General features: G+C 65.3%; 19 protein-coding genes and 1 tRNA gene. 7 read left to right on the forward strand and 13 right to left on the reverse strand.

Annotation, left to right across the window (positions count from 1 at the left end; genetic code table 11):
* Positions 1–90: 90 nt before the first annotated feature.
* Entirely contained in the window at positions 91–906 is an 816-nt protein-coding gene (locus DEBA_RS06010) for a DUF169 domain-containing protein (RefSeq protein ID WP_013258025.1), read from the reverse strand.
* A gap of 85 nt (positions 907–991) precedes the next feature.
* Positions 992–1,321, reverse strand: coding sequence for a DMT family transporter (locus DEBA_RS17675; RefSeq protein ID WP_013258026.1), 330 nt, complete (start codon positions 1,319–1,321; stop codon positions 992–994).
* Positions 1,322–1,377: 56 nt separating this feature from the next.
* Between DEBA_RS17675 and DEBA_RS18340 the strand changes: the two genes are divergently transcribed.
* The gene (locus tag DEBA_RS18340; RefSeq protein WP_187288598.1) at positions 1,378–1,536 is read left to right on the forward strand and encodes a hypothetical protein; all 159 of its coding nucleotides are present in this window, start codon (positions 1,378–1,380) and stop codon (positions 1,534–1,536) included.
* A 260-nt stretch (positions 1,537–1,796) separates the two neighbouring features.
* Here DEBA_RS18340 and DEBA_RS06015 read toward each other — a convergent pair.
* The 8 genes from DEBA_RS06015 to DEBA_RS06050 form a co-directional block, all read right to left on the reverse strand.
* A tRNA-Val gene (locus DEBA_RS06015) sits at positions 1,797–1,871 on the reverse strand.
* Positions 1,862–2,677, reverse strand: coding sequence for a pseudouridine synthase (locus DEBA_RS17680; protein ID WP_013258027.1), 816 nt, complete (start codon positions 2,675–2,677; stop codon positions 1,862–1,864). Before DEBA_RS17680 ends, DEBA_RS06015 begins: the two co-directional genes overlap by 10 nt.
* 2 nt (positions 2,678–2,679) lie before the next feature.
* Positions 2,680–3,303: an SMC-Scp complex subunit ScpB gene (gene scpB, locus DEBA_RS06025; protein WP_013258028.1), complete on the reverse strand. Its 624-nt coding sequence runs from the start codon at positions 3,301–3,303 to the stop codon at positions 2,680–2,682.
* Positions 3,300–4,079 carry a segregation and condensation protein A gene (locus DEBA_RS18585; RefSeq protein ID WP_013258029.1) on the reverse strand — a complete coding sequence of 260 codons (780 nt, stop codon included), beginning with the start codon at positions 4,077–4,079 and terminating at the stop codon, positions 3,300–3,302. The genes scpB and DEBA_RS18585 overlap by 4 nt, the downstream gene beginning before the upstream one ends.
* 8 nt (positions 4,080–4,087) lie before the next feature.
* Entirely contained in the window at positions 4,088–4,759 is a 672-nt protein-coding gene (locus DEBA_RS06035) for a site-2 protease family protein (protein ID WP_148227802.1), read from the reverse strand.
* Complete coding sequence (locus DEBA_RS06040; RefSeq protein WP_013258031.1) at positions 4,759–7,440, reverse strand: CBS domain-containing protein; 2,682 nt, start codon at positions 7,438–7,440, stop codon at positions 4,759–4,761. The genes DEBA_RS06035 and DEBA_RS06040 overlap by 1 nt, the downstream gene beginning before the upstream one ends.
* Before the next feature lie 8 nt (positions 7,441–7,448).
* A complete protein-coding gene (gene xerD, locus DEBA_RS06045) occupies positions 7,449–8,384 on the reverse strand; it encodes a site-specific tyrosine recombinase XerD (RefSeq protein WP_013258032.1) in 936 nt (311 codons plus the stop codon).
* Positions 8,381–9,481 (reverse strand): M24 family metallopeptidase, encoded by a 1,101-nt coding sequence (locus DEBA_RS06050; RefSeq protein ID WP_043813841.1) that lies wholly within the window; start codon positions 9,479–9,481, stop codon positions 8,381–8,383. The genes xerD and DEBA_RS06050 overlap by 4 nt, the downstream gene beginning before the upstream one ends.
* 158 nt (positions 9,482–9,639) lie before the next feature.
* On the opposite strand from DEBA_RS06050, the gene DEBA_RS16890 reads away from it, so the two are divergent.
* Positions 9,640–11,070 carry a sigma 54-interacting transcriptional regulator gene (locus tag DEBA_RS16890; RefSeq protein WP_013258034.1) on the forward strand — a complete coding sequence of 477 codons (1,431 nt, stop codon included), beginning with the start codon at positions 9,640–9,642 and terminating at the stop codon, positions 11,068–11,070.
* A 2-nt stretch (positions 11,071–11,072) separates the two neighbouring features.
* The gene (gene proC, locus DEBA_RS06060; RefSeq protein WP_013258035.1) at positions 11,073–11,885 is read left to right on the forward strand and encodes a pyrroline-5-carboxylate reductase; all 813 of its coding nucleotides are present in this window, start codon (positions 11,073–11,075) and stop codon (positions 11,883–11,885) included.
* A gap of 85 nt (positions 11,886–11,970) precedes the next feature.
* Here proC and DEBA_RS06065 read toward each other — a convergent pair whose 3' ends face one another.
* From DEBA_RS06065 to DEBA_RS06075, 3 genes are read right to left on the reverse strand one after another with little or no spacing between them, the layout of a single operon-like run.
* The gene (locus DEBA_RS06065) at positions 11,971–12,840 is read right to left on the reverse strand and encodes an ABC transporter permease (protein ID WP_013258036.1); all 870 of its coding nucleotides are present in this window, start codon (positions 12,838–12,840) and stop codon (positions 11,971–11,973) included.
* Positions 12,837–13,814 (reverse strand): ABC transporter permease, encoded by a 978-nt coding sequence (locus tag DEBA_RS06070; protein ID WP_013258037.1) that lies wholly within the window; start codon positions 13,812–13,814, stop codon positions 12,837–12,839. Before DEBA_RS06070 ends, DEBA_RS06065 begins: the two co-directional genes overlap by 4 nt.
* A gap of 4 nt (positions 13,815–13,818) precedes the next feature.
* Positions 13,819–15,417 carry a peptide-binding protein gene (locus DEBA_RS06075; RefSeq protein ID WP_013258038.1) on the reverse strand — a complete coding sequence of 533 codons (1,599 nt, stop codon included), beginning with the start codon at positions 15,415–15,417 and terminating at the stop codon, positions 13,819–13,821.
* Between the two features lie 378 nt (positions 15,418–15,795).
* Between DEBA_RS06075 and DEBA_RS06080 the strand changes: the two genes are divergently transcribed.
* Genes DEBA_RS06080 through DEBA_RS06095 form a run of 4 tightly spaced genes read left to right on the forward strand, consistent with a single transcriptional unit; the run spans position 15,796 to position 18,692 of the window.
* Positions 15,796–16,320: a nitroreductase family protein gene (locus DEBA_RS06080; protein WP_013258039.1), complete on the forward strand. Its 525-nt coding sequence runs from the start codon at positions 15,796–15,798 to the stop codon at positions 16,318–16,320.
* Between the two features lie 17 nt (positions 16,321–16,337).
* Positions 16,338–16,763 carry a hypothetical protein gene (locus DEBA_RS06085; protein WP_013258040.1) on the forward strand — a complete coding sequence of 142 codons (426 nt, stop codon included), beginning with the start codon at positions 16,338–16,340 and terminating at the stop codon, positions 16,761–16,763.
* Between the two features lie 10 nt (positions 16,764–16,773).
* Entirely contained in the window at positions 16,774–17,985 is a 1,212-nt protein-coding gene (gene coaBC, locus DEBA_RS06090; protein ID WP_013258041.1) for a bifunctional phosphopantothenoylcysteine decarboxylase/phosphopantothenate--cysteine ligase CoaBC, read from the forward strand.
* Complete coding sequence (locus tag DEBA_RS06095; RefSeq protein ID WP_013258042.1) at positions 17,982–18,692, forward strand: uracil-DNA glycosylase; 711 nt, start codon at positions 17,982–17,984, stop codon at positions 18,690–18,692. The genes coaBC and DEBA_RS06095 overlap by 4 nt, the downstream gene beginning before the upstream one ends.
* Positions 18,693–18,708 lie beyond the last annotated feature (16 nt).

Genomic DNA, 18,708 nt, shown 5'->3' on the forward strand with positions numbered 1-18,708 from the left:
AACACCTCGATTAAGCAAATAATCGCTTAATTGAATGTCCGCTTAACTGACCTGGATCGCATCGTTATGATTCACATAATTAAGCATATATCAGTGCCCAAACAATTTTTTCCATGACGGGATTTGGAAAAGGCAGTCGCCCGCCTCCTGTTCCATCTTCAGGAAGAGGGGTGCAGGTAAGGTTAGCGTCAGGATGTCTTTCCGGAAGCGTCTGTGCATAACCTCTCGACCATCGGCGCCCATCATGCCCAACACCGCTCTGGGAACTGCCGATTCTGACTCGGCATAGGCAAAAGCGGCAATACTGCAACAATCTGTACCTTGGGGGGCTCGGACAGGGTCGGTCCCTTGCATAACCGAGCCCGCAAGCGTCACGAGACCTGAAAGCTCATCCGGATTCACCGGGAAAATAATAGCGCGGACATTCTCATCGGAATCGGTGCTGCTCAATGGCTTAAAAAGAACGTATTTGGATGGAATGTCGTAGCGCGGAAACTCATGAAGAATCCATTCCCGGGCTAACTCCGCGCTACAGTGCCTGCGCTCCCCATACTCGTACATGGATCGCCAGTTCTTAGGTACAGCGTCCATTTCGGCTTGATATGCCGTCCGATTATATGCGGATTTGATCCCTTTGCTGAACAAGGCGGCATGCAGATCCAACTGTTCATCCGACGCGTCGAAATCAGTCCCAAATCCCAACGCCGCACGGCCACCTGTGCAGATGATGCTCTCGCGACTACCTCCGGCAATTCTGCCGCACGTGCTGGCCTCTGCGAATAAATACAGGACACAACCGAATTTTCCATTTTTATACTGGAAGGCATCGGCGGGAATGGTGTCACTCCAAACGACTGCGACCGGATCGAACTCCGGGTTAAGACTGTTCACAATCACGCTATCCATGCTCAATTCCTACTATTCAACAGTCTGAATTTAAAACGAGTAACCTACAGTCGTTGTGCTTCATGGTGAAGGGTAAGTGAAAGATTCAACGGCTAACGGTTTTCGAGAAAACGTTTATTATAACCACCCCGGACATTATCATTAACATTCCGATTATAGCGGGAATATCAGGAATTTGATTAAACCATATGGCGCCTATCATTGTAATTAACGTAATCCCAATTCCAGACCAGATTGCATATGCAATTCCAACGGGCATTATTCCTAACACAAGCGACAAAAAATATAATGATGCCCCATAGCCTACAATGGCTATGATGCTCGGGACCAATATAGTAAAACCTTGCGACGTTTTTAAAGCACTAGTTCCTACAATTTCTGCAAATATTGCTATGGAAAGATACACATATCCCATATGGTTTCCCGATTCAAAGTGGCGTCCACGCTGGAGCCGGTGCGCACTAGAATGCCTTGCTGATCAAGCTGCCGATTGATCATGTCAAACAGCTTATCCTGCAGGCCACGCTCTTGCAAATGATTTCGAAGGCGGCCATCCAAATGAGAGTGACGACTTCGCCGCTGCTGCTTCATCTGCGTGTCGAGACGCCAACCAGCTATGCGAAAGAATGAAGAAGTTAAGCTGAAAGCCAGCAGACTTCATTCGCCACCGCGCCCAGGTTGGCGCCCGCAAGGTTCCGGCATGGGCGTTCGTGTCGCGCCCAACATATTGGCCATGTTGACCCAGCAAGAGCGCGACATGGCTAAGCTGCCTGGCAGGATAGTCAGCCAGCGGGCGTGACCCGCAAGCTGCGTGGCGACTGAGTGCGATCTCCCCCAAAAAGTCATCAGCCGGTTGGCCCTCGTCAGGCTAACCGGCTGATATTATTTGGTGGTAGGGCGGAGGGGATTTGAACCCCTGACTTCCACCGTGTGAGGATGGCACTCTCCCGCTGAGTTACCGCCCTGTGCTTTTCTTGGAGGGCGCGTTACGTGCGCCGCGCGCCGATTTTTGTACACCATCGGCAGAATCTTTGCAACCAGATAATGCATGGCACTGCCTGCGCAGGGCCTGGATTTCGGCCGGGCTCAGCCGTCGCACCGCGCCCGGCGGCAGGTCACCCAGGCGCAGCGGCCCCAGGCCCACCCGCACCAGGCGGATGACGTTCAGGCCGCGGGCCTTCCACATCAGCTTGATCTCGCGTTTGCGGCCCTCGCGCAAGACCATCGAGACCTTGCTGTGGCCGTCGGCGGCCGCTTTGACCGTGATCATGGCCGGCGCGGTTTGCCTGCCTTCGATCTCCACGCCGGCGCGCAGGGCCTCCAGATCGGCGCGGTTGGGCCGGCCGGAAAGCCACACGCGGTAGGTCTTGGGCACGCCGTAGCGGGGGTGGGTCAGGCGCAGGGCCAGGTCGCCGTCGTTGGTCAGGAGCATCAGGCCTTCGGAATCCAGGTCCAGGCGGCCCACGGGGTAGAGCCGGGCGCGGATTTCGGGCGGCAGCAGATCGAGCACGCGCGGCCGGCCTTGGGGGTCGTGGACGGTGCTGACGTAGCCGGCCGGCTTGTGGGCCAGCCAATACTCCTTGGCCTCGGCGCGGGCGATGGGCTTGCCGTCGATGGCGATGGATTGCGTGTCCGGATCGGCTTTGTGGCCGGGTTGTCGCACGATCTGGCCGTCGACGGCCACGCGTCCGGCGGCGATGAGCTCCTCGGCGGCGCGGCGGCTGGCCACGCCGGCGCGGGCCAGGATTTTCTGCAGGCGTTCCTCGGCCATGGTCAATCTTCCCGGGGCTCGGCGGAGCCGTCGTGTTCGCCGGTGGGCGTTGGGTTGGGGAACTCCAGCGAGCGCTGGGCGGCCTCGACGGCCTGATCGGGCTCGGCGGAGAGCTTATCGATTTCTTCGAGGGTGGGCAGTTCGCTCAGGTCTTTGAGGTCGAAAAACTCCAGAAAGCGCTTGGTGGTGGCGTAGACCAACGGCCGGCCGGGCAGGTCGCGTCGGCCGGCCACCCGCACCAGGTTGCGCTCCATGAGCATGCGCAGCACCCCGCCTACCTCCACGCCACGAATGCGCTCTATCTCCACCTTCATCACCGGCTGCTTGTAGGCCACGATGGCCAGCGTTTCCAGGGCGGCGCGGGAGAGGCGGCTGGCTTGGGTGCGGCGCAGGCGGCCCAGCCAGGGGGCCAACTCGGGGCGGGTGCGGAAGATGTGACCGCCGGCCACCTGGGCCAAGTCGAAGGCGCGGCCCATGGCCTGATATTCGGCGCGCAGTTGGTCGATGGCTGTCTGAATGTCCTCGCGGCTGGTCGGTTCCAGGGCTTGGGCCAGTTGCTCCAGGCTCAGCGGGGCCTCGGCCACGAAGAGCATGCCTTCGATGATGCATTTGAGGCTTGGGGTCACGGGGCGGCCTCCTCGGCTTCTTCGTCGATGTCGCGGGCGAACACGCGCAGGGCGCTCCAGGCGGCCGGTTGTTCGTCCGGCTGGGGCGCGCGGCTTTGGTAGACCCGCAACAGCCCCATGCGGGTCAGCTCCAGTATGGCCAAGAATGTAACCACCATGTGTGATTTGTCCAGATCGCCGGCGAAGCATTCCTCGAAGGTCAGGCTCTGGCGGCGGCGCAACATCGACAGCAGATCGGACATGCGATCTTCCAGCGAGACGCGAGCCAGGGGCAGGTCCAACACCAGCTGGCGGCCGCGGGCGGCGATCAGTTGCCGAAAGGCCTCGATCAGGTCGAAGACGCCGGCGGCCACTAAGTCCTGGGGCCGCGCCTTGGCGGCGGCGTCCAGTTCCTGGCTGGCGGCGGCCCGTTGAAACACATCGCGGTCGAGCCAGTTGCGGCCTTGCAAAGTCTCGGCGGCCAACTTGATGGACATGTGTTGGCGCAATTGTTGGACCAGGTCTTGGCGCGGGTCATCGGGGTCTTCCTCGTCGGGCTGGTCGCGCAGGGCCGGCAGGAGCATGCGGCTTTTGATGTGTGTGAGGGTGCTGGCCATGACCAGGAACTCGCCGGCCACGGCAATGTTGAGCTCGCGCATCAGGCCCAGGTATTCCAGGTATTGCCTGGTGATCATGGCCACGGGGATGTCGTGGATGTCCACCTCGTTTTTGCGGATAAGGTGCAGCAACAGATCGATGGGCCCCTCGAATATTTCCAGCCGCACCGCCACGTCCATCGGGCGCCTCAGAAGCCCAGCAGCAGATCGGTCAGCCAGGCCGCGGCCGGCACGATCAGCGAGCCGATCAAGTCTGGGAAACCGGGGATCAGCGCCGGCAGAAACAACAACGCCAAAAGTATGGCGAAGCCGTAGCGCCCCAGGCGGCGCTGATACTCGGCGGCGGCCCGTGGCGGCAGCAGGCCGCCCAACACGCCCGAGCCGTCCAGGGGCGGCAGGGGGATCATGTTGAACAGGGCCAGGATCACGTTGATGAACACGCCATAGACCAGCATGCGCAAGACCAGACCTTGGGCGAGGCTTTCTTGGCTCAGGCCCAGAGCCAGCATGGCCCTGAGCGCCGCGGCGCAGGCGACGGCGAAGAGCAGGTTGGCCGCCGGGCCGGCCGCCGAGACCCACATCATGTCTTGGCGCGGGCGCTTGAAGCGGCCGGGGTCCACCGGCACCGGCTTGGCCCAGCCGAAACCCGAGCCCAGCATGGCGGTGACGAAGAAAAACAGCGTGCCGGCCGGGTCCAGGTGGCGCAACGGGTTGAGGGTCAGGCGTCCCAGGCGCTTGGCCGTGGGGTCGCCGAAGTGATAGGCCGCGTAGCCGTGGGAGGCCTCGTGCACGGTCAGGGCCATCAGGATCGGCGGGGCCAGCACGATGACCTTCAGGATGAAATCAAGGGCGGTGTCCATCAATACGAAAGCTCTCCCTTGCGCTGGCCGAACCGGTTTTCGACCAAGTCGATTTCGTCTTGGCGGGTCTGGACCTGGCCATCCAGGCGGGCGGCCAGCAGGGTGTCGAGGATCTGCTTGTAGAGGGGCCCGGGCAGGTAGCCCATGGCCTTGAGATCCTGGCCGCCCAGTTCCGGCCGCACGCGGACCATGGTCGTGAGGTATTGGCTGACGGCCTTTTTGGCGTAGTCCTTTGAGGTCTTGGCCATGACCAGAAGCTGGAACTCCAGGCCCAAGGGCCGCAGGAGCTCGAATGTTTGCGAGGGCCGGGCTGCGCGGCGCTGGAGGACGTTGACGCAGCGCAGGGCCTTGGCGCGCATCTCGGTGATCTCCTCGCGCAGCTTGGGCGCGAAGCCCAGCCGCTGGCACAGCTCGGTCATTTGCTGTTCGTCCAGGCCGTCGGCCAGGGCCAGGAAGTAGAGCAGCCAGCGGCGCAATGGTTTGTCGATGAACGACAGGCGATACCAGGCCAAGGTTTCCTCGGCCTGGTCCAACAGCTCCAGTTGCTTGGCGGTCAGTTGCAGGGCCGGGTGAAAGACGCGCAGCAGCTTGAATTCGTTGAGCCGCTCGATGGCCGGCGTGACGCTTTCTTCTTCGAGGATATGCTTCAACTCGCCAAAGAGCCTGGAGCCGGTCAGGCGGCGGAAGGCGTCGATCTTGATGGCGTTTTTGATCAGGGCCTCGGTCAGCTTGCCGATGCGGAAACCAAAGCGTTGCTCGAAGCGGATGGCCCGAAAGACGCGGGTGGGGTCTTCGACAAAGGAAAGGTTGTGCAGGACGCGGATGACCTTTTCCTTGATGTCGCGCATGGCTTCGAAAAAGTCGATGAGCAGGCCGAACTGGCGGCCGTTGAGCCGCACGGCCATGGTGTTGATGGTGAAGTCGCGGCGATAGAGATCGAGCTTGACGCTGGAGTGTTCGACCACCGGCAGGGCGGCCGGCGACATGTAGTATTCCAGGCGGGCGGTGGCCAAGTCCATGGTCAGGCCGCTGTCGAAGAGGAGCTTGGCGGTGTTGAATTTCTTGTGGGTGCGCAGGCGCAGATCGTCGCGGCCCTGGGCGAAGGCCCGGGCGAACTCGATGGCGTCGCCTTCGACGACGACGTCGATATCCAGGTGATCGCTGCGCAAAAACAGATCACGCACCGAGCCTCCCACCAAATAGACGTCCTCGCCCAGGTCGTCGCCCACCTTGCCCATCTGTTGCAGGATGGTCACCACCGGCTTGGGCAGGCGCTCGTGCAGGAGGTTGGCGATGTTTTTGTGGCGGATGGTCTGGGGCGCGGCTTCGCCCTCGCCGATGCTTTCGCTGATCAGCGGCCGCTCCAGCAGGGTGTTGAGCAGGTCGGTGCGGGTGATGACGCCGATCATCTCGCCGTTTTCCATCACCGGCACCAGGCGGAAGCGTTGTTCGAGCAGGGCCTTTTCGACCTCCAGCAGAGGCGCGTCGGGCGCGACGGGCTTGACGCCGGGGGTCATGTACTCGCGCACGGCCAGGTCGCCCAGGCCGTGGTAGACGGCCTTTTCCACGTCCTGCCTGGTGATCACGCCCAGGATGTCCTGGCCGTCGACGACGGGCATGACGTTGATGTCGTAGCGCGTGAAGCGCTCGGGCAGTTCGCGCAGCAGCAATTGCGGCGGCGCCGAGATCACCGGGCTGGTCATCAACTCGCGGGCGCTGATGCTGGGGTTGATGTGGGTGTGCAGGGCCATTTCCAGCTTGGCCCGGGCCTCGACCAGGGTCATGTCGCGCAGGGTGGCGCTGGCCGCCGAGGGATGGCCGCCGCCGCCCAGGGCCTTGGCGATAACTCCGGCGTCGACCTCGTGCAGGCGCGAGCGGGCCACCAGATAGACCCGCCCCTCCATGCGGGCCAGGGCGAAGACGGCGTCGTGGTTTTCCATCTCCATGAATTTGTGCACCAGGGCGGCCAACTCGGGAAAGTAGCCCTCGCGGCTGACCTCGGTGACGATCACCTGCACGCCGCTGATGTTCAGCGGCTCGGCCCCGTGGATCAGGTCGTTGAGCAGGCCCACTTCCTCGGCGGTCAGCTCGCGGGTGATCAGTTCGCTGACCACGCTGAGGTTGGCCCCCTGGCCCAGCAGCCAGGCGGCGGCGTGGTAGTCCTCGGGCGTGGTCGAGACAAAAGTGAAGCTGCCGGTGTCTTCGTAGATGCCAAGGGCCAGGATGGTGGCCTCGTCGTCGCTCAGCTCGACATTATTTTCGCGCAGATGCTCGCAGAGCAAACTCACCGTGGCCCCGATCTTGCGCACCTGCTGCCAGTGGGCCCTGACGTCCTGGTCGCTGTCGGGATGATGGTCGTAGGCGATGATCTCCACCTCGGGATCCTCGGCCAACTTGGCAAAGGGTCCGATGCGGTCCAGGCGTCTTGTGTCGACCAGGATCAAGCGTTTGACCCGCTCGAAGGGCACCTGCTTGACCTTGACGAAGTTGAACATGAAACACACCGACTCGACATAAAAATTGCGCAGATTGCGCTCCTGCGCGCCGGGCAGGGCCAGCATGGCTTCGGGGTAGAGCTTGGCCGCGGCCAGCATGCTGGCCAGGGCGTCGAAATCGGCGTTGACGTGGGTGGTGATGACTTCCACGTCGCGTTGGATGGCGCTGGCGTTTTGCTGGTCCATGGCTCCCTTCAGCCGCGGGGGTGGCATTGGCGGTGAACATCCACCAGCCGTTTCATGCCCAGATGGGTGTAGATTTGCGTGGTGCCGATGTCGGCGTGGCCCAGCATGAGTTGGACGCTGCGCAGGTCGGCCCCGCCCTCCAGCAGATGGGTGGCGAAGGTGTGGCGCAGGGTGTGCGGGCTGACGTGGTGGTCGATGCCGGCGGCCGCCACGTGCTTGGCCAGGATCTTCCACACGCCCATGCGGCTGAGCTTGCCGCCGCGGGCGTTCAAAAACACCGTGTCGCTGGCTTTTTGGCCGCGCAGCAGGTTTTGCCTGGGCCCGCGCAGATAGTCCTCCAGGCGTTGGATGGCCACTTGGTGCAGGGGGACCAGGCGCTCCTTGGCGCCCTTGCCGCGCACCAGCAGGCAACCGATCTGGAATTGGATCTGGCCCACGCCCAGGTCGATGACCTCGCTGACCCGCAGGCCCGCGCCATACATCGCCTCCAGCATGGCCCGGTCGCGTCGGCCCAGGTCGCTGTCGGCCGCGGGCGTCTCCAGCAGGCGCAGCATCTCTTCCTGGCTCAGAAAATGCGGCAGCCCCGCCGTTTTTTTGGGCCCGCGCAACGTGGCCAGCGGGTCGGCCGAGAGCTTTTCGCGGCGCAGTAGATAGCCCACCAGCCCCCGCGCCGCCGAAAGCCGCCTGGCCCGGCTGTTGGCGGCCAGGCCTTCCTTGGCCGCGTGGGCCAGATAGGCCACCATGTGCAGTTCGTCCACCTGCTCCCAGCCTTGCACGCCGTTATCGTGCAAAAAGCCGCAGATATCGGCCAAATCGTCGGCGTATGCCGCCAGGGTGTTGCGGGCCAGGCCCCGTTCGCCGGCCAGATGGTCCAGATAGACATCGACCATGCCGTGCAGGGGCAGGGCGGCCGGCGGCTGGCTGCTGGGCCTGGCTTGGCTCACGGCTGGAGGAATCCCTCCGAAGCGCCCAGCAGCCGGCAGCCGGTGGCCTCCATCACGGCCATCACCTCCAGGCGCACGCCGCCCCAACCCGACAAGTATATGCCCGGCTCGATGGTGAAGACCATGCCTTCCTCCAGCATGTCGTCTGAATTGGGGCCCAGCGAGGGGGCCTCGTGGGTGGCCAGGCCCACGCCGTGGCCCAGCGAGTGGCCGAACTTGCCCTTGAAGCCGGCCCGGTCGATGATTCGCCGGGCGATGGCGTCGGCCTCGTGGCCCAGCATGCCGGGCAAAATGCCATCCAGGGCTTCGAGTTGGGCTTGGCGCACCGTCGCGTAGACGCGGCGGAACTGTTCGTCGTCCGCCGCCCGGCCGCCGGCGACGATCGTGCGCGAGATATCCGAGCAGTAGCCGTCAACCTTGGCCCCCACGTCGAAAAGCACCGTTTCGCCGTGGGCGATGACGCGGGGGCCGGGCTCGGCGTGGGGCTCGGCGGCGTTGGGCCCGCTGGCCACGATGGGCGGGAAGGCCGGGCCTTCGCCGCCGGCGTCCTCGATGCGTCGAACGATTTCCAGGGCCACCTCGCGCTCGCTACGGCCGACCAACGGCCCGGCCATGACCTGGGCCAGCACGGCCTCCATCAGGGCCAGGCTGGCCTCGGTGGCCTTGATTTCGCTGGCGTCCTTGAACTTGCGCAGCTCCGAGACAAAGCCAAGCGTCGGTTGCCAGCTCACCCCGGGCAGGGCTTCGCTCAGGCGTTGGTGCTGGCCAAACAGCAGCGCCTCGGCCTCGAAGCCCAGGCGTTTGACGCGCAGTTCATTCAGCAGCACGCCCAGCGAATGGGCCAGGCCACGGGAATAGACCACCACCTCGAAGCAGGGCGCTTGGGCCTGGGCGGTCAGGCGATAGCGAAAGTCGGTCAACAACACGGCGGCGGCCGGGGCGATCAGCAGCGCGCCGGAAGATTCGCCCAGTTGGGTGTCGTCGGGTGAAAAACCGGACAGATACCGGCGGTTGGCCGGCAGGGTGATCAGCATCGCGTCCAGGCCTTGTCGGGCCATCAGGGCTCGCAGCTTGGACAACCGCTTTTTGATCATCATGACTCCATGGGCTGGAGAAGCGATTTATCACGTCTTTAGAAAGTGTTATAACATCCAGCGTGCTTTCAGGCAACACCTCTCGCCGGCCGCGCGGCGGGTAACTGTCTTGCCAGGCGGCGTTTTTCTGGGTATGAAGAAACGCCGGAGGTATGATTATCGTGGATCGTCGCCAGCTTTTCCGCCAAGCCGCCGCCGACATGCTGGCCCTGGACTTGGCCGGTCGGCCGCGCGCGCGCCGCGCCGGCGTGGCCGAGGCCGTGCGGCCCGAGGATCACGCCGGCCAAGTCGCGCCCGAGACGGCCCAGGCCCTGCGGGTCTTGGCGCGGGCGGTGGTCGACGCCGTCCTGGCCACGCCGCGCCAGGGCCTGGACGCGGCCGAGGCGGCGCGCATCATCGAGGCGGCGGCGCGCGAACATCTGCCAACCCAGGCCGGGCCGGCCCAGGCCTGGCGGGCCAAGCTGGCCGGTCGCATCCCCACGTTGCTGGACCTGCCGCGCCTGGCCGAGTTGGCCGCCAGTGGCCTGTGCCTGCCGCCCCTGGCCGTGGTGCGCCAGACCGCCGCCGATGTGGCCATGGTCGGCGGCCGCAGCCCGGAGTTCGCCGAGCTTCTGGCCAAGGTCGAGCGCCTGGCCGGCATCGACCTGCCCGTGGCCCTGGAGGGCGAGACCGGCACGGGCAAGGAGCTGATCGCCCGGCGGCTGCATCAGCTTTCGCCGCGCCGCCAGGGGCCGTTCCTGGCCGTCAACTGCGCGGCCGTGCCCGAGGCCTTGGTCGAAAGCGAGCTGTTCGGCCACGAAAAAGGCGCCTTCACCGGCGCGGACAAGCCCCGCCTGGGCCACATGCGCGCGGCCAAGGGCGGCACGCTCTTTCTCGACGAGATCAACGAGGCCTCGCCGGTTTTTCAGCGCAAGCTCCTGCGGGCCCTGGACCAGATGGCCGTCCTGCCCCTGGGGGCCAGCCGGACTGAAGCGCTGGATTTTCGCCTGATCACCGCCTCTTCGGAGAATCTGGCCCAGGCGGTGGAGGATGGCCGTTTCAGCCGGCCGCTGTTTTATCGATTGCAGGTGTTGTGGCTGGAGCTGCCGCCGCTGCGCCGCCGGCTCGAGGACTTGCCGGCGCTGATCGAGCATTTTCGCGGCCAGGCCTGCCTGGCGGCCAAATGCACCCGTCGCCTGGGCCCCGAGGCCCTGGCGGCCCTTTTGGCCCACGATTGGCCGGGCAACGTGCGCCAGTTGCGCAACGTCGTCATGCGGGCCGTGGCCCTGGCCCCGCGCTTCGAGATCGGCCTGGACGACCTGCCGCCCGATCTGCGGCCGGCGCGGGCCCCGCGCCAGGCGGCCGGCCTGCAACGGCGCTTGAGCCAACTGGGCGGCTCGTTGGCGGCCAAGGCCCCGGTGCTGGCCACGCTGCTGCACGCCAGGCGGGGCGACTTTTTGTTCAACAAAGACCTGCGCGAGGCCCTGGATGTCTCCGACTCCACGGCCAAGGGCCTGCTGCGCGAATTGGCCGAGGCCGGCCTGGTCCAGGCCAGCGGCCAGCGTGGCGGTAGGCGCTATCTGGTTGATTTTTCCGAAGATAAAGAGGAGTAATCATGGCCATTGAAGGACGTTTGGGCCTGGTGGGCGGCGGCAACATGGGCGCGGCCCTGCTGGGCGGCCTGCTGGCCAAGGCCGTGATCGAGCCCGGCCGGGTGGTGGTCGTGGAAAAGGACGCCGCCAAGGCCGCCGCGCTGGGCGAGCGCTTTGGCGTGGAGACCCGCGCCGAGCTTGCCGCCATGGGCCGGGTGAACGTGGCGATCCTGGCGATCAAGCCGGCCGACGTGGCCGCCTGCGCCAAGGCCCTCGGCCCGCTGGTCGGCGAGGGCGGGTTGGTGATCAGCCTGGCCGCTGGAGTAAGCTCCCAGACCGTGGCGGCGGAGCTGCCGCCAAACCTGGCCGTGGTGCGGGCCATGCCCAACACGCCGGCCCTGATCGGCCGCGGGGCCACGGCCATCTGCCCCGGCCGCGGGGCCGACGCGGCGGCCATGCAAACGGCGGCGACGATTTTTGAAGCGGCGGGCCGGGTGGTGGTGGTGGCCGAACGGCAGATGGAGGCGGTGACCGGTCTTTCGGGCTCGGGGCCGGGCTATGTTTATCTGATCATCGAGGCCCTGGCCGACGCCGGCGTGCGCCTGGGCCTGGATCGACCCACGGCCCTGAGCCTGGCCGCGGCCACGGTGGGCGGCTCGGCCGAGATGGTTATGCGCAGCGGCCAGCATCCGGCGGCGCTGAAGGATCAGGTCACCTCGCCGGGCGGCACGACCATGGCCGGCCTGGCCGTGTTGGAGCGGGCCGGCCTGCGTGGCCTGCTGATGGACGCCGTGGCCGCCGCCGCCGCGCGCGGCGCCGAGCTTGCGGGCAAGTAAGCGCCGAGCACAAAAAAAGTCGATCGGCCCGCGCCCCAGCCAGACAGCGAGGAGGCGCGGGCCGATTTTTTGTTTTGGGGCCGCCTCAGCGGCGCAGGCGCGGGTCCAGGGCGTCGCGCACGCCCTCGCCCAGCAGGTTGTAGCCCAGCACGGTGATCAGGATGGCCAGTCCCGGAAAGGCCGACAGCCACCAGCCCAGTTCGATGTAGCTCTTGCCCTGGCCCAGGATGTTGCCCCAGGATGGATCGGGCGGTTGCACGCCCAGGCCCAGGAAGCTCAGGCCGCTTTCGGTGAGGATGGCCCCGGCCACGCCCAGGGTGGCGGCCACCAGCACGGGGGCCATGGCGTTTGGCAATATGTGCCGGAAAATAATGCGCATGTCGCCTGCGCCCATGGCTTTGGCCGCCAGGACAAACTCGCGCTCCTTGAGCGTGAGAAACTCGGCGCGCACCATCCGGGCCACGCCCATCCAACTGGTCAGGCCGATGACGGCCATGATGTTGGCGATGGACGGGTCGAGGATGGCGATGACGGCCAGGATCAAAAAAAACGTGGGGAAGCAGAGCATCATGTCGGTCAGGCGCATGATCAGCCCGTCCACCCAGCCGCCATAATAGCCGGCCAGCGCCCCCAGCGCCGCGCCCAAAAGCGTGGCGATGCCCGCCGAAACCAAGCCCACCTGCAAGCTGACGCGGCTGCCCATGATCATGCGGCTGAGCACGTCGCGGCCCAGGTCGTCGGTGCCAAAGGGGTGGCTCCAACTGGGCGGCAGCAGCACGGCGTCCACGTCGATGCGAAAGGGGTCGTGGGGCGTCAGCAGCGGCGCGGCCGCCGCCACGAAAAGCAGCGTCAGCACCACCAAAAGCCCGGCCATGGCCAGGCGGTTGGCCCGGATGGCCCGCCAGAACGAGCCCCAGGCGCTTTCGCGGTCGTGGTTGCCAGGCGGGGGCGTCATTTTTCGGTCCTCACGCGGGGGTCGACCAGGGCGTAGCCCAGATCGGCCAAGAGATTGCCCACCAGGGTCAGGGCCGCGCCGATGACCAGACCGCCCATGACCAGGGGGTAGTCGCGGGCCATGACCGCGTCGTAGAACAGTTTGCCCAGGCCGGGGATGGCGAAGATCGACTCGAAGATCACCGAGCCGCCGATCAGGCCCGGCAGCGACAGGCCCAGGATCGTCACCAGGGGCATCAGGGCGTTGCGCAGGGCGTGGCGATAGATCACCACCCGCTCGGCCAGGCCCTTGGCCCGGGCGGTGGTGATGTAGTCTTGGCCGATGACCTCGAGCATGTTGCCGCGCATGTAGCGGCTCATGCCGGCCAGCCCGCCAAAGGCCGAAAGGATCACCGGCATGGCCAAATGCCGGGCGTAGTCGGCCAGGCGGCCCCAAAAATCAAGCTGATCGTGGTTGATGCTTTCGACGCCGCTGATGGGCAGCCAACCCAGGTTGACGCCGAAGAGGATCATGCACAGCAGCGCCAACCAGAACGTCGGCGTGGCGAAACCCACGAAGACGAAGACCGTGGTGGCCTGATCGAACAGCGAGCCGCGATGGGTGGCGCTGTAGACGCCGATGGGCACAGCCAGGACGATGATGAAAAGCATGCTGAGCAAATTGATGCCGATCGTCACCGGCAGGCGCTCGGCGATTTTATCGAGCACGGGCCGACCGTCCGGGGCGAAGCTCTGGCCGAAGTCCAGTACGGCCAGGCGCTTGAGCCATGTCCAATATTGCTCGGCGATGGGCTTGTCCAGGCCGTAAAGCTCGATCAGCCGCTGTTGGGCGATCTGGCTGAGCTTGGGGTTGAGGTCGCTGGCCAGATCGGTGGGCGAGCCCGGGGCCAGATGCATGACCACGAAGCTGAGGAAAGTTATGCCGATCAGCAACGGGATCATGCCCAGGAGGCGTTTAAGCAGAAACAAGGCCATGGCCCTAGCGCTCCATGGTCGGCCGCTGAAGGTTCTTGGGCACCCACCAGCGGATGAAATTGTAGGAGATGCCGGCCGGGGCCGGCTCGATGCCGTGGAAGCGCGACTGCACCACGGGCAGGGCGTCGGGCACGTAGAGGAAGGTGTAGGGCTGGTCTTCGGCCAGGATTTCCTGGGCGCGGTCGTAGATTTGCTTGCGCTTGGCGCGGTCGAAGGTCTGGCGGCCCTGTTCCAGGAGCTTGTCCAGTTCGGCGTTTTTGTAGAAAGTGAAGTTTAGCTTGCCGATCTGGTCGGAGTGCCAGACGTCGTAAAGATCGGGGTCGGGGGTCATGGTCCAGGCCAGCAACACGGCCTCGAAACGGCCTTTGTTGATGAAATCGTTGATGAAGGCCGCCCACTCAATGGTGCGCGGCGTGACCTTGACGCCGATCTGGGCCAGGCGGTGCTGGATGATCACCGCGCTGTTTTCGCGGTTTTTGTTGCCCTGGTTGGTCAGCAGGGCAAACTCGAAGCGCTCTCCGCCCTTGTCCAGCCAGCCGTCGCCGTCGGAGTCGCGCCAGCCGGCCTGGGCCAGCAACTGGCGGGCCTTGGCCGGGTCGAAGGGATAGCGCCGCACGTTGGGGTTGTGCCAATAGGTGCCGGGCTTGTAGGGCCCGGTGGCCGGCTGGCCCAGGCCCAGCAGCACGCCCTTGATGATCTCTTCGACATCGATGGCGTGGGCCAGGGCGCGGCGCACGCGAACGTCCTGGAAACGCGGGTCTTTGAGGTTATAGGCGACGTAGGTGTATGACGACGACAGGTATTTGTATTTGCGGAAGTTTTTCTGAAAAAACGGCGTGTCGGTCTGGCGTTGATACTTCAGCGGCGAAAGGACCATCCAGTCGATCCCGCCCGACATCAGCTCCAGAAACAGCGTGGAGTCGTCGGGGATGACGCGGAAGATCAGGCCGTCGAGGTAGGGACGGCCCTCGAAATAGTCGGCGAAATAGTTCAGCTCGACCCGCGCGCCGGGCAGCCAGCGGCCGAAGCGATATGGCCCCGTGCCCACCGGGGCGCGGCCCAGGGGCGAGGTGCGGGGGTCTTGGCCCTCCAGCAGATGGGCCGGCATCTGCGACAGCGACCACGAGGCCAGGGCCGGGGCGAAAGGCTCCTTGTAGCTGACGCGGAAGGTGTAGGGGTCGGGGGCCTCGGCCTTGACGACCTTGAGGTAATCGCCGCCGTAGGGCGTGGGCGTCTTGGGGTCAACCATGAACTGATAGTTGAACAGGGCGTCGCGGGAGGTGTACTCGTGGCCGTCGTGGAACTTGACGCCGCGGCGCAGGTGGAAGGTGATGGTCAGGCCGTCGGGGCTGATGTCCCATGACTGGGCCAGGTCGCCGACGATATTCAAGTCTTTGTCGTATTTTATCAGGCCGTTGTAGCAATAGGCCGACATCTCGTGGCTGGCCGAATCGGAGGTGATCATGGGGATCATGCTGGTGGCGTCGCCGATGGTCCCGATGACGATGCGGTCGCCGTATGACGGGGTCTGGCCGCTCCAGGCGTTTAGGCCTAGGAAGAACAGGGCGATCAGGGCCGCCAGGCCCAAGAGCAGGCGTTTCATGGGCTTATGTTTCGGCTGGGGTTGACGTTCGACGGGCCGGCACGGCCGGCGCACTGGCTAAGTGTATGCGCTAAGCGCTGGACCTGGCAAGCCCTTTGGCCGCCTTGACGCTAAGTTGGCGTGCTGTTACTATGCCTGCATGAACAATGGGAGGCCGCTGCACGGTGAAACATAACAAATGTTGTAAAAACAGATAATAACCTGTGAAACATGAAATCTACCGTGCAGCAGCCGAAGCGCGCCATGGACGGCGCGCCAAATCGCGAGCCTGATTAGGCGAGCGATTTGCGAGGCTTGGCAAAACCGCGCTTTTGCCAAGCCGATGCTGCGAGGGGCAGGACGCCCCCGTGCAGCGCTCTCAATGGTGGAGAAGCGCCCTTGGACGCCGACCAGTTGCTGGAGCTGATCAAAACCCGCCGTAGCGTGCGCCGTTTCGCCGCCGAGGCGCCCGAGGCGGGCCAGGTCGCGATGATCCTGGAGGCCGGACGTTGGGCGCCCAGCGGCCAGAACAACCAGCCGTGGCGTTTCGTGGTCGTCGCCGACGCCCAGACGCGCGGCCGGCTGGCCCAGTTAACCCACTATGGCAAGATTATCGAAAACGCGCCGCTGTGCATCGGCGTTTTTTCGCACAAGCCTTCGCAATACCACCAGATCAAGGACGCCCAGGCGGTGGGGGCTTGCCTACAGAACATGCTCTTGATGGCCCACGCCCTGGGCCTGGGCGCGGTCTGGCTGGGCGAGATCCTCAAAAACGCCGAACAGGCGCGCCAAGTCCTCGGGCTTTCGGATGACTTGGAGCTGATGGCCGTGGTGGCCCTGGGCCGACCGGCCGGCCCAGCCAAGGCCACCGAGCGCCTGGAGTTGTCGGAACTGGTGGCGGAGAGTTATCCTGCCCAACCCTAGCCGCGCGGAGACTGCCGATGAAACCGTCCAAACTGATGATGATGGGCCTGATCGTGCTGACCATGGCCTTTGGCTCGGCCTGCAGCCTGACCAGCCAAAACGCCGGCGCGAATGATGCGTCCGGCGAATCCATGAGCCGTTACTACGATTTCGACGACGTGCAGGTGCCCTCCGAGCTCAAGCTCGACACAGGCCGCTCCAACGTGGTGCGCGTGGCCGATTTCAAGGCCGGCCAGTTGGTGCTCTCGGGCAACCTGGAGCGCGAAAGCCTGACCAACTATTTTCTGGAGTCGATGGCCAAGGACAACTGGTCGCTCAAGGGATCGGTCAAGTACCCTCTGGTGCAGTTGTTTTTCGCCAAGACCGGCAAGGCGGCGATGGTCCGCATCACCGAAAAAACCTTCAGCACCGAGGTGGAGATCTGGGTTCTGCCCTCGCTCTAAGGACGGCTTCATGGCGGAAAAACGGCGCGTGCTGTTGGGCGTCAGCGGCGGCATCGCGGCCTACAAGGCGGCCGAGGTGGCCAGCACGCTGACCAAAAAAGGCCACCCCGTGCGGGTGCTGATGACCAAAAACGCCCGCCAATTCGTGGGTCCGCTGACCTTCGCGGCCCTGACCGGCTTTCCGGTGAGCCTGGACGAGGCCTTGTTCGACCCCGGCCAGGAAAGCGCCATCGGCCACATCGAGCTGGCCCGCTGGGCCGACCTGATCGTCCTGGCCCCGGCCACGGCCAACCTCATCGCCAAGGCCGCCCTGGGCCTGGCCGATGATTTTCTCTCGACCACGCTCCTGGCCAGCGACGCGCCCCTGCTCATCGCGCCGGCCATGAACCCCCACATGTTCGCCCATCCGGCGGTGGGTGAAAACCTGGCCCGCTTGACGGCCAGGGGCGCGAGCGTGATCGGTCCGGGCCTTGGCCCCACCGCCTGCGGCGAGGAAGGTCGTGGCCGCATGGCCGAGCCGGCCCAGATCGTCGAGGCGGCCTTGGGCCTGCTGGGCCCCCGCGACCTGGCCGGCGCGCGGGTGCTGATCAGCGCCGGGCCGACCAGGGAGCATCTGGACCCGGTGCGTTTCCTCAGCAACCCCAGCACCGGCCGCATGGGCCTGGAGGTGGCCAGGGCCGCCCTGCGCCGCGGCGCGGCGGTGACGGTGGTCTTGGGGCCGTGCCAACTGCCCCGGCCCGACGGCGCGCGGATCATCGACGTGGTCAGCGCCGAGCAGATGGCCCAGGCCGTGCTGGGCGAGGCCCCAGGCCACGACGTGATCATCAAGTCCGCCGCGGTCAGCGATTATCGGCCACTGGAATGTCACGCCCACAAGGTCAAAAAAGGCGAGCTGCCCGAGGAGCTCTGCCGTCTGGCCGGCACCGTGGACATCCTGGCCGAACTGGGCCGGCGCAAGTCCGGCCAGATCCTGGTCGGGTTCGCCGCCGAGACCCAAGACCTGCTGGCCAACGGCCGCGAAAAGCTCCGGCGCAAAAACCTCGACCTGCTCTTGGCCAACGACGTCTCGGCCAAGGACGCCGGCTTTGCCGTCAGCACCAACCGGGCCCATCTGCTCCACGCCGACGGCCAGGTGGAAAGCCTGCCGCTGATGAGCAAGGAGGACATGGCCCATCGCCTGCTCGACAGCGTGGCCGACCTGTGGCGGCGGGGCGCGGCGTGAGCCAGGCCCTGGGCCAGCTTGCCGAGAACTTGCGCTGCCGGCGGCGGTTGGGCCTGGCCTTGACGCGGGGCTCGGCCGACGATCTGGCCCGCCTGCTGGCCTTGGCTGGCGCGGCGCCGTCGCCGGTCGCCTCGGTCGCCGCGCCGCCGCCGGATTTGCCGCTGGAGCTTGAATCCATGGCCCTGGCCGTGGGACAATGTAAAAGGTGCCCCTTGGCCCACGGCCGCAACAAGGCCGTCTTCGGCCAGGGGCCGGACGATGCGCGGCTGATGTTCATCGGCGAAGCGCCCGGGGCGCAAGAGGATCAGCAGGGCCTGCCCTTTGTCGGGCCGGCCGGCCGCCTGCTGGACAACATGCTGGCGGCGGTGGGCCTGCGGCGCGAGGCGGTCTATGTCACCAACATCGTTAAATGCCGCCCGCCCAACAACCGCGATCCCCGGCCCGAGGAGGTCGCGGCCTGCCGGCCCTGGCTGGAGGCTCAGGCTCGGGCCGTGGGGCCCAAGGTCATCTGCACGCTGGGCCGGCCGGCGGCGCTGGCCGTGCTGGGCTCGGACGCGCCGATCAGCGCCTTGCGCGGCAACTGGCATGAGGCCCTGGGCGCGCGGGTGCTGCCCACGTTTCATCCGGCCTATCTGCTACGCTCGCCCCAGCGCAAGGGCCAGGCCTACCAGGATATGAAGGCCCTGGCCTTGGCCCTGAAGGACTGACGGCCAACCCCAAACG

Source organism: Desulfarculus baarsii DSM 2075, assembly GCF_000143965.1.
Classification (GTDB): Bacteria; Desulfobacterota; Desulfarculia; order Desulfarculales; family Desulfarculaceae; genus Desulfarculus; species Desulfarculus baarsii.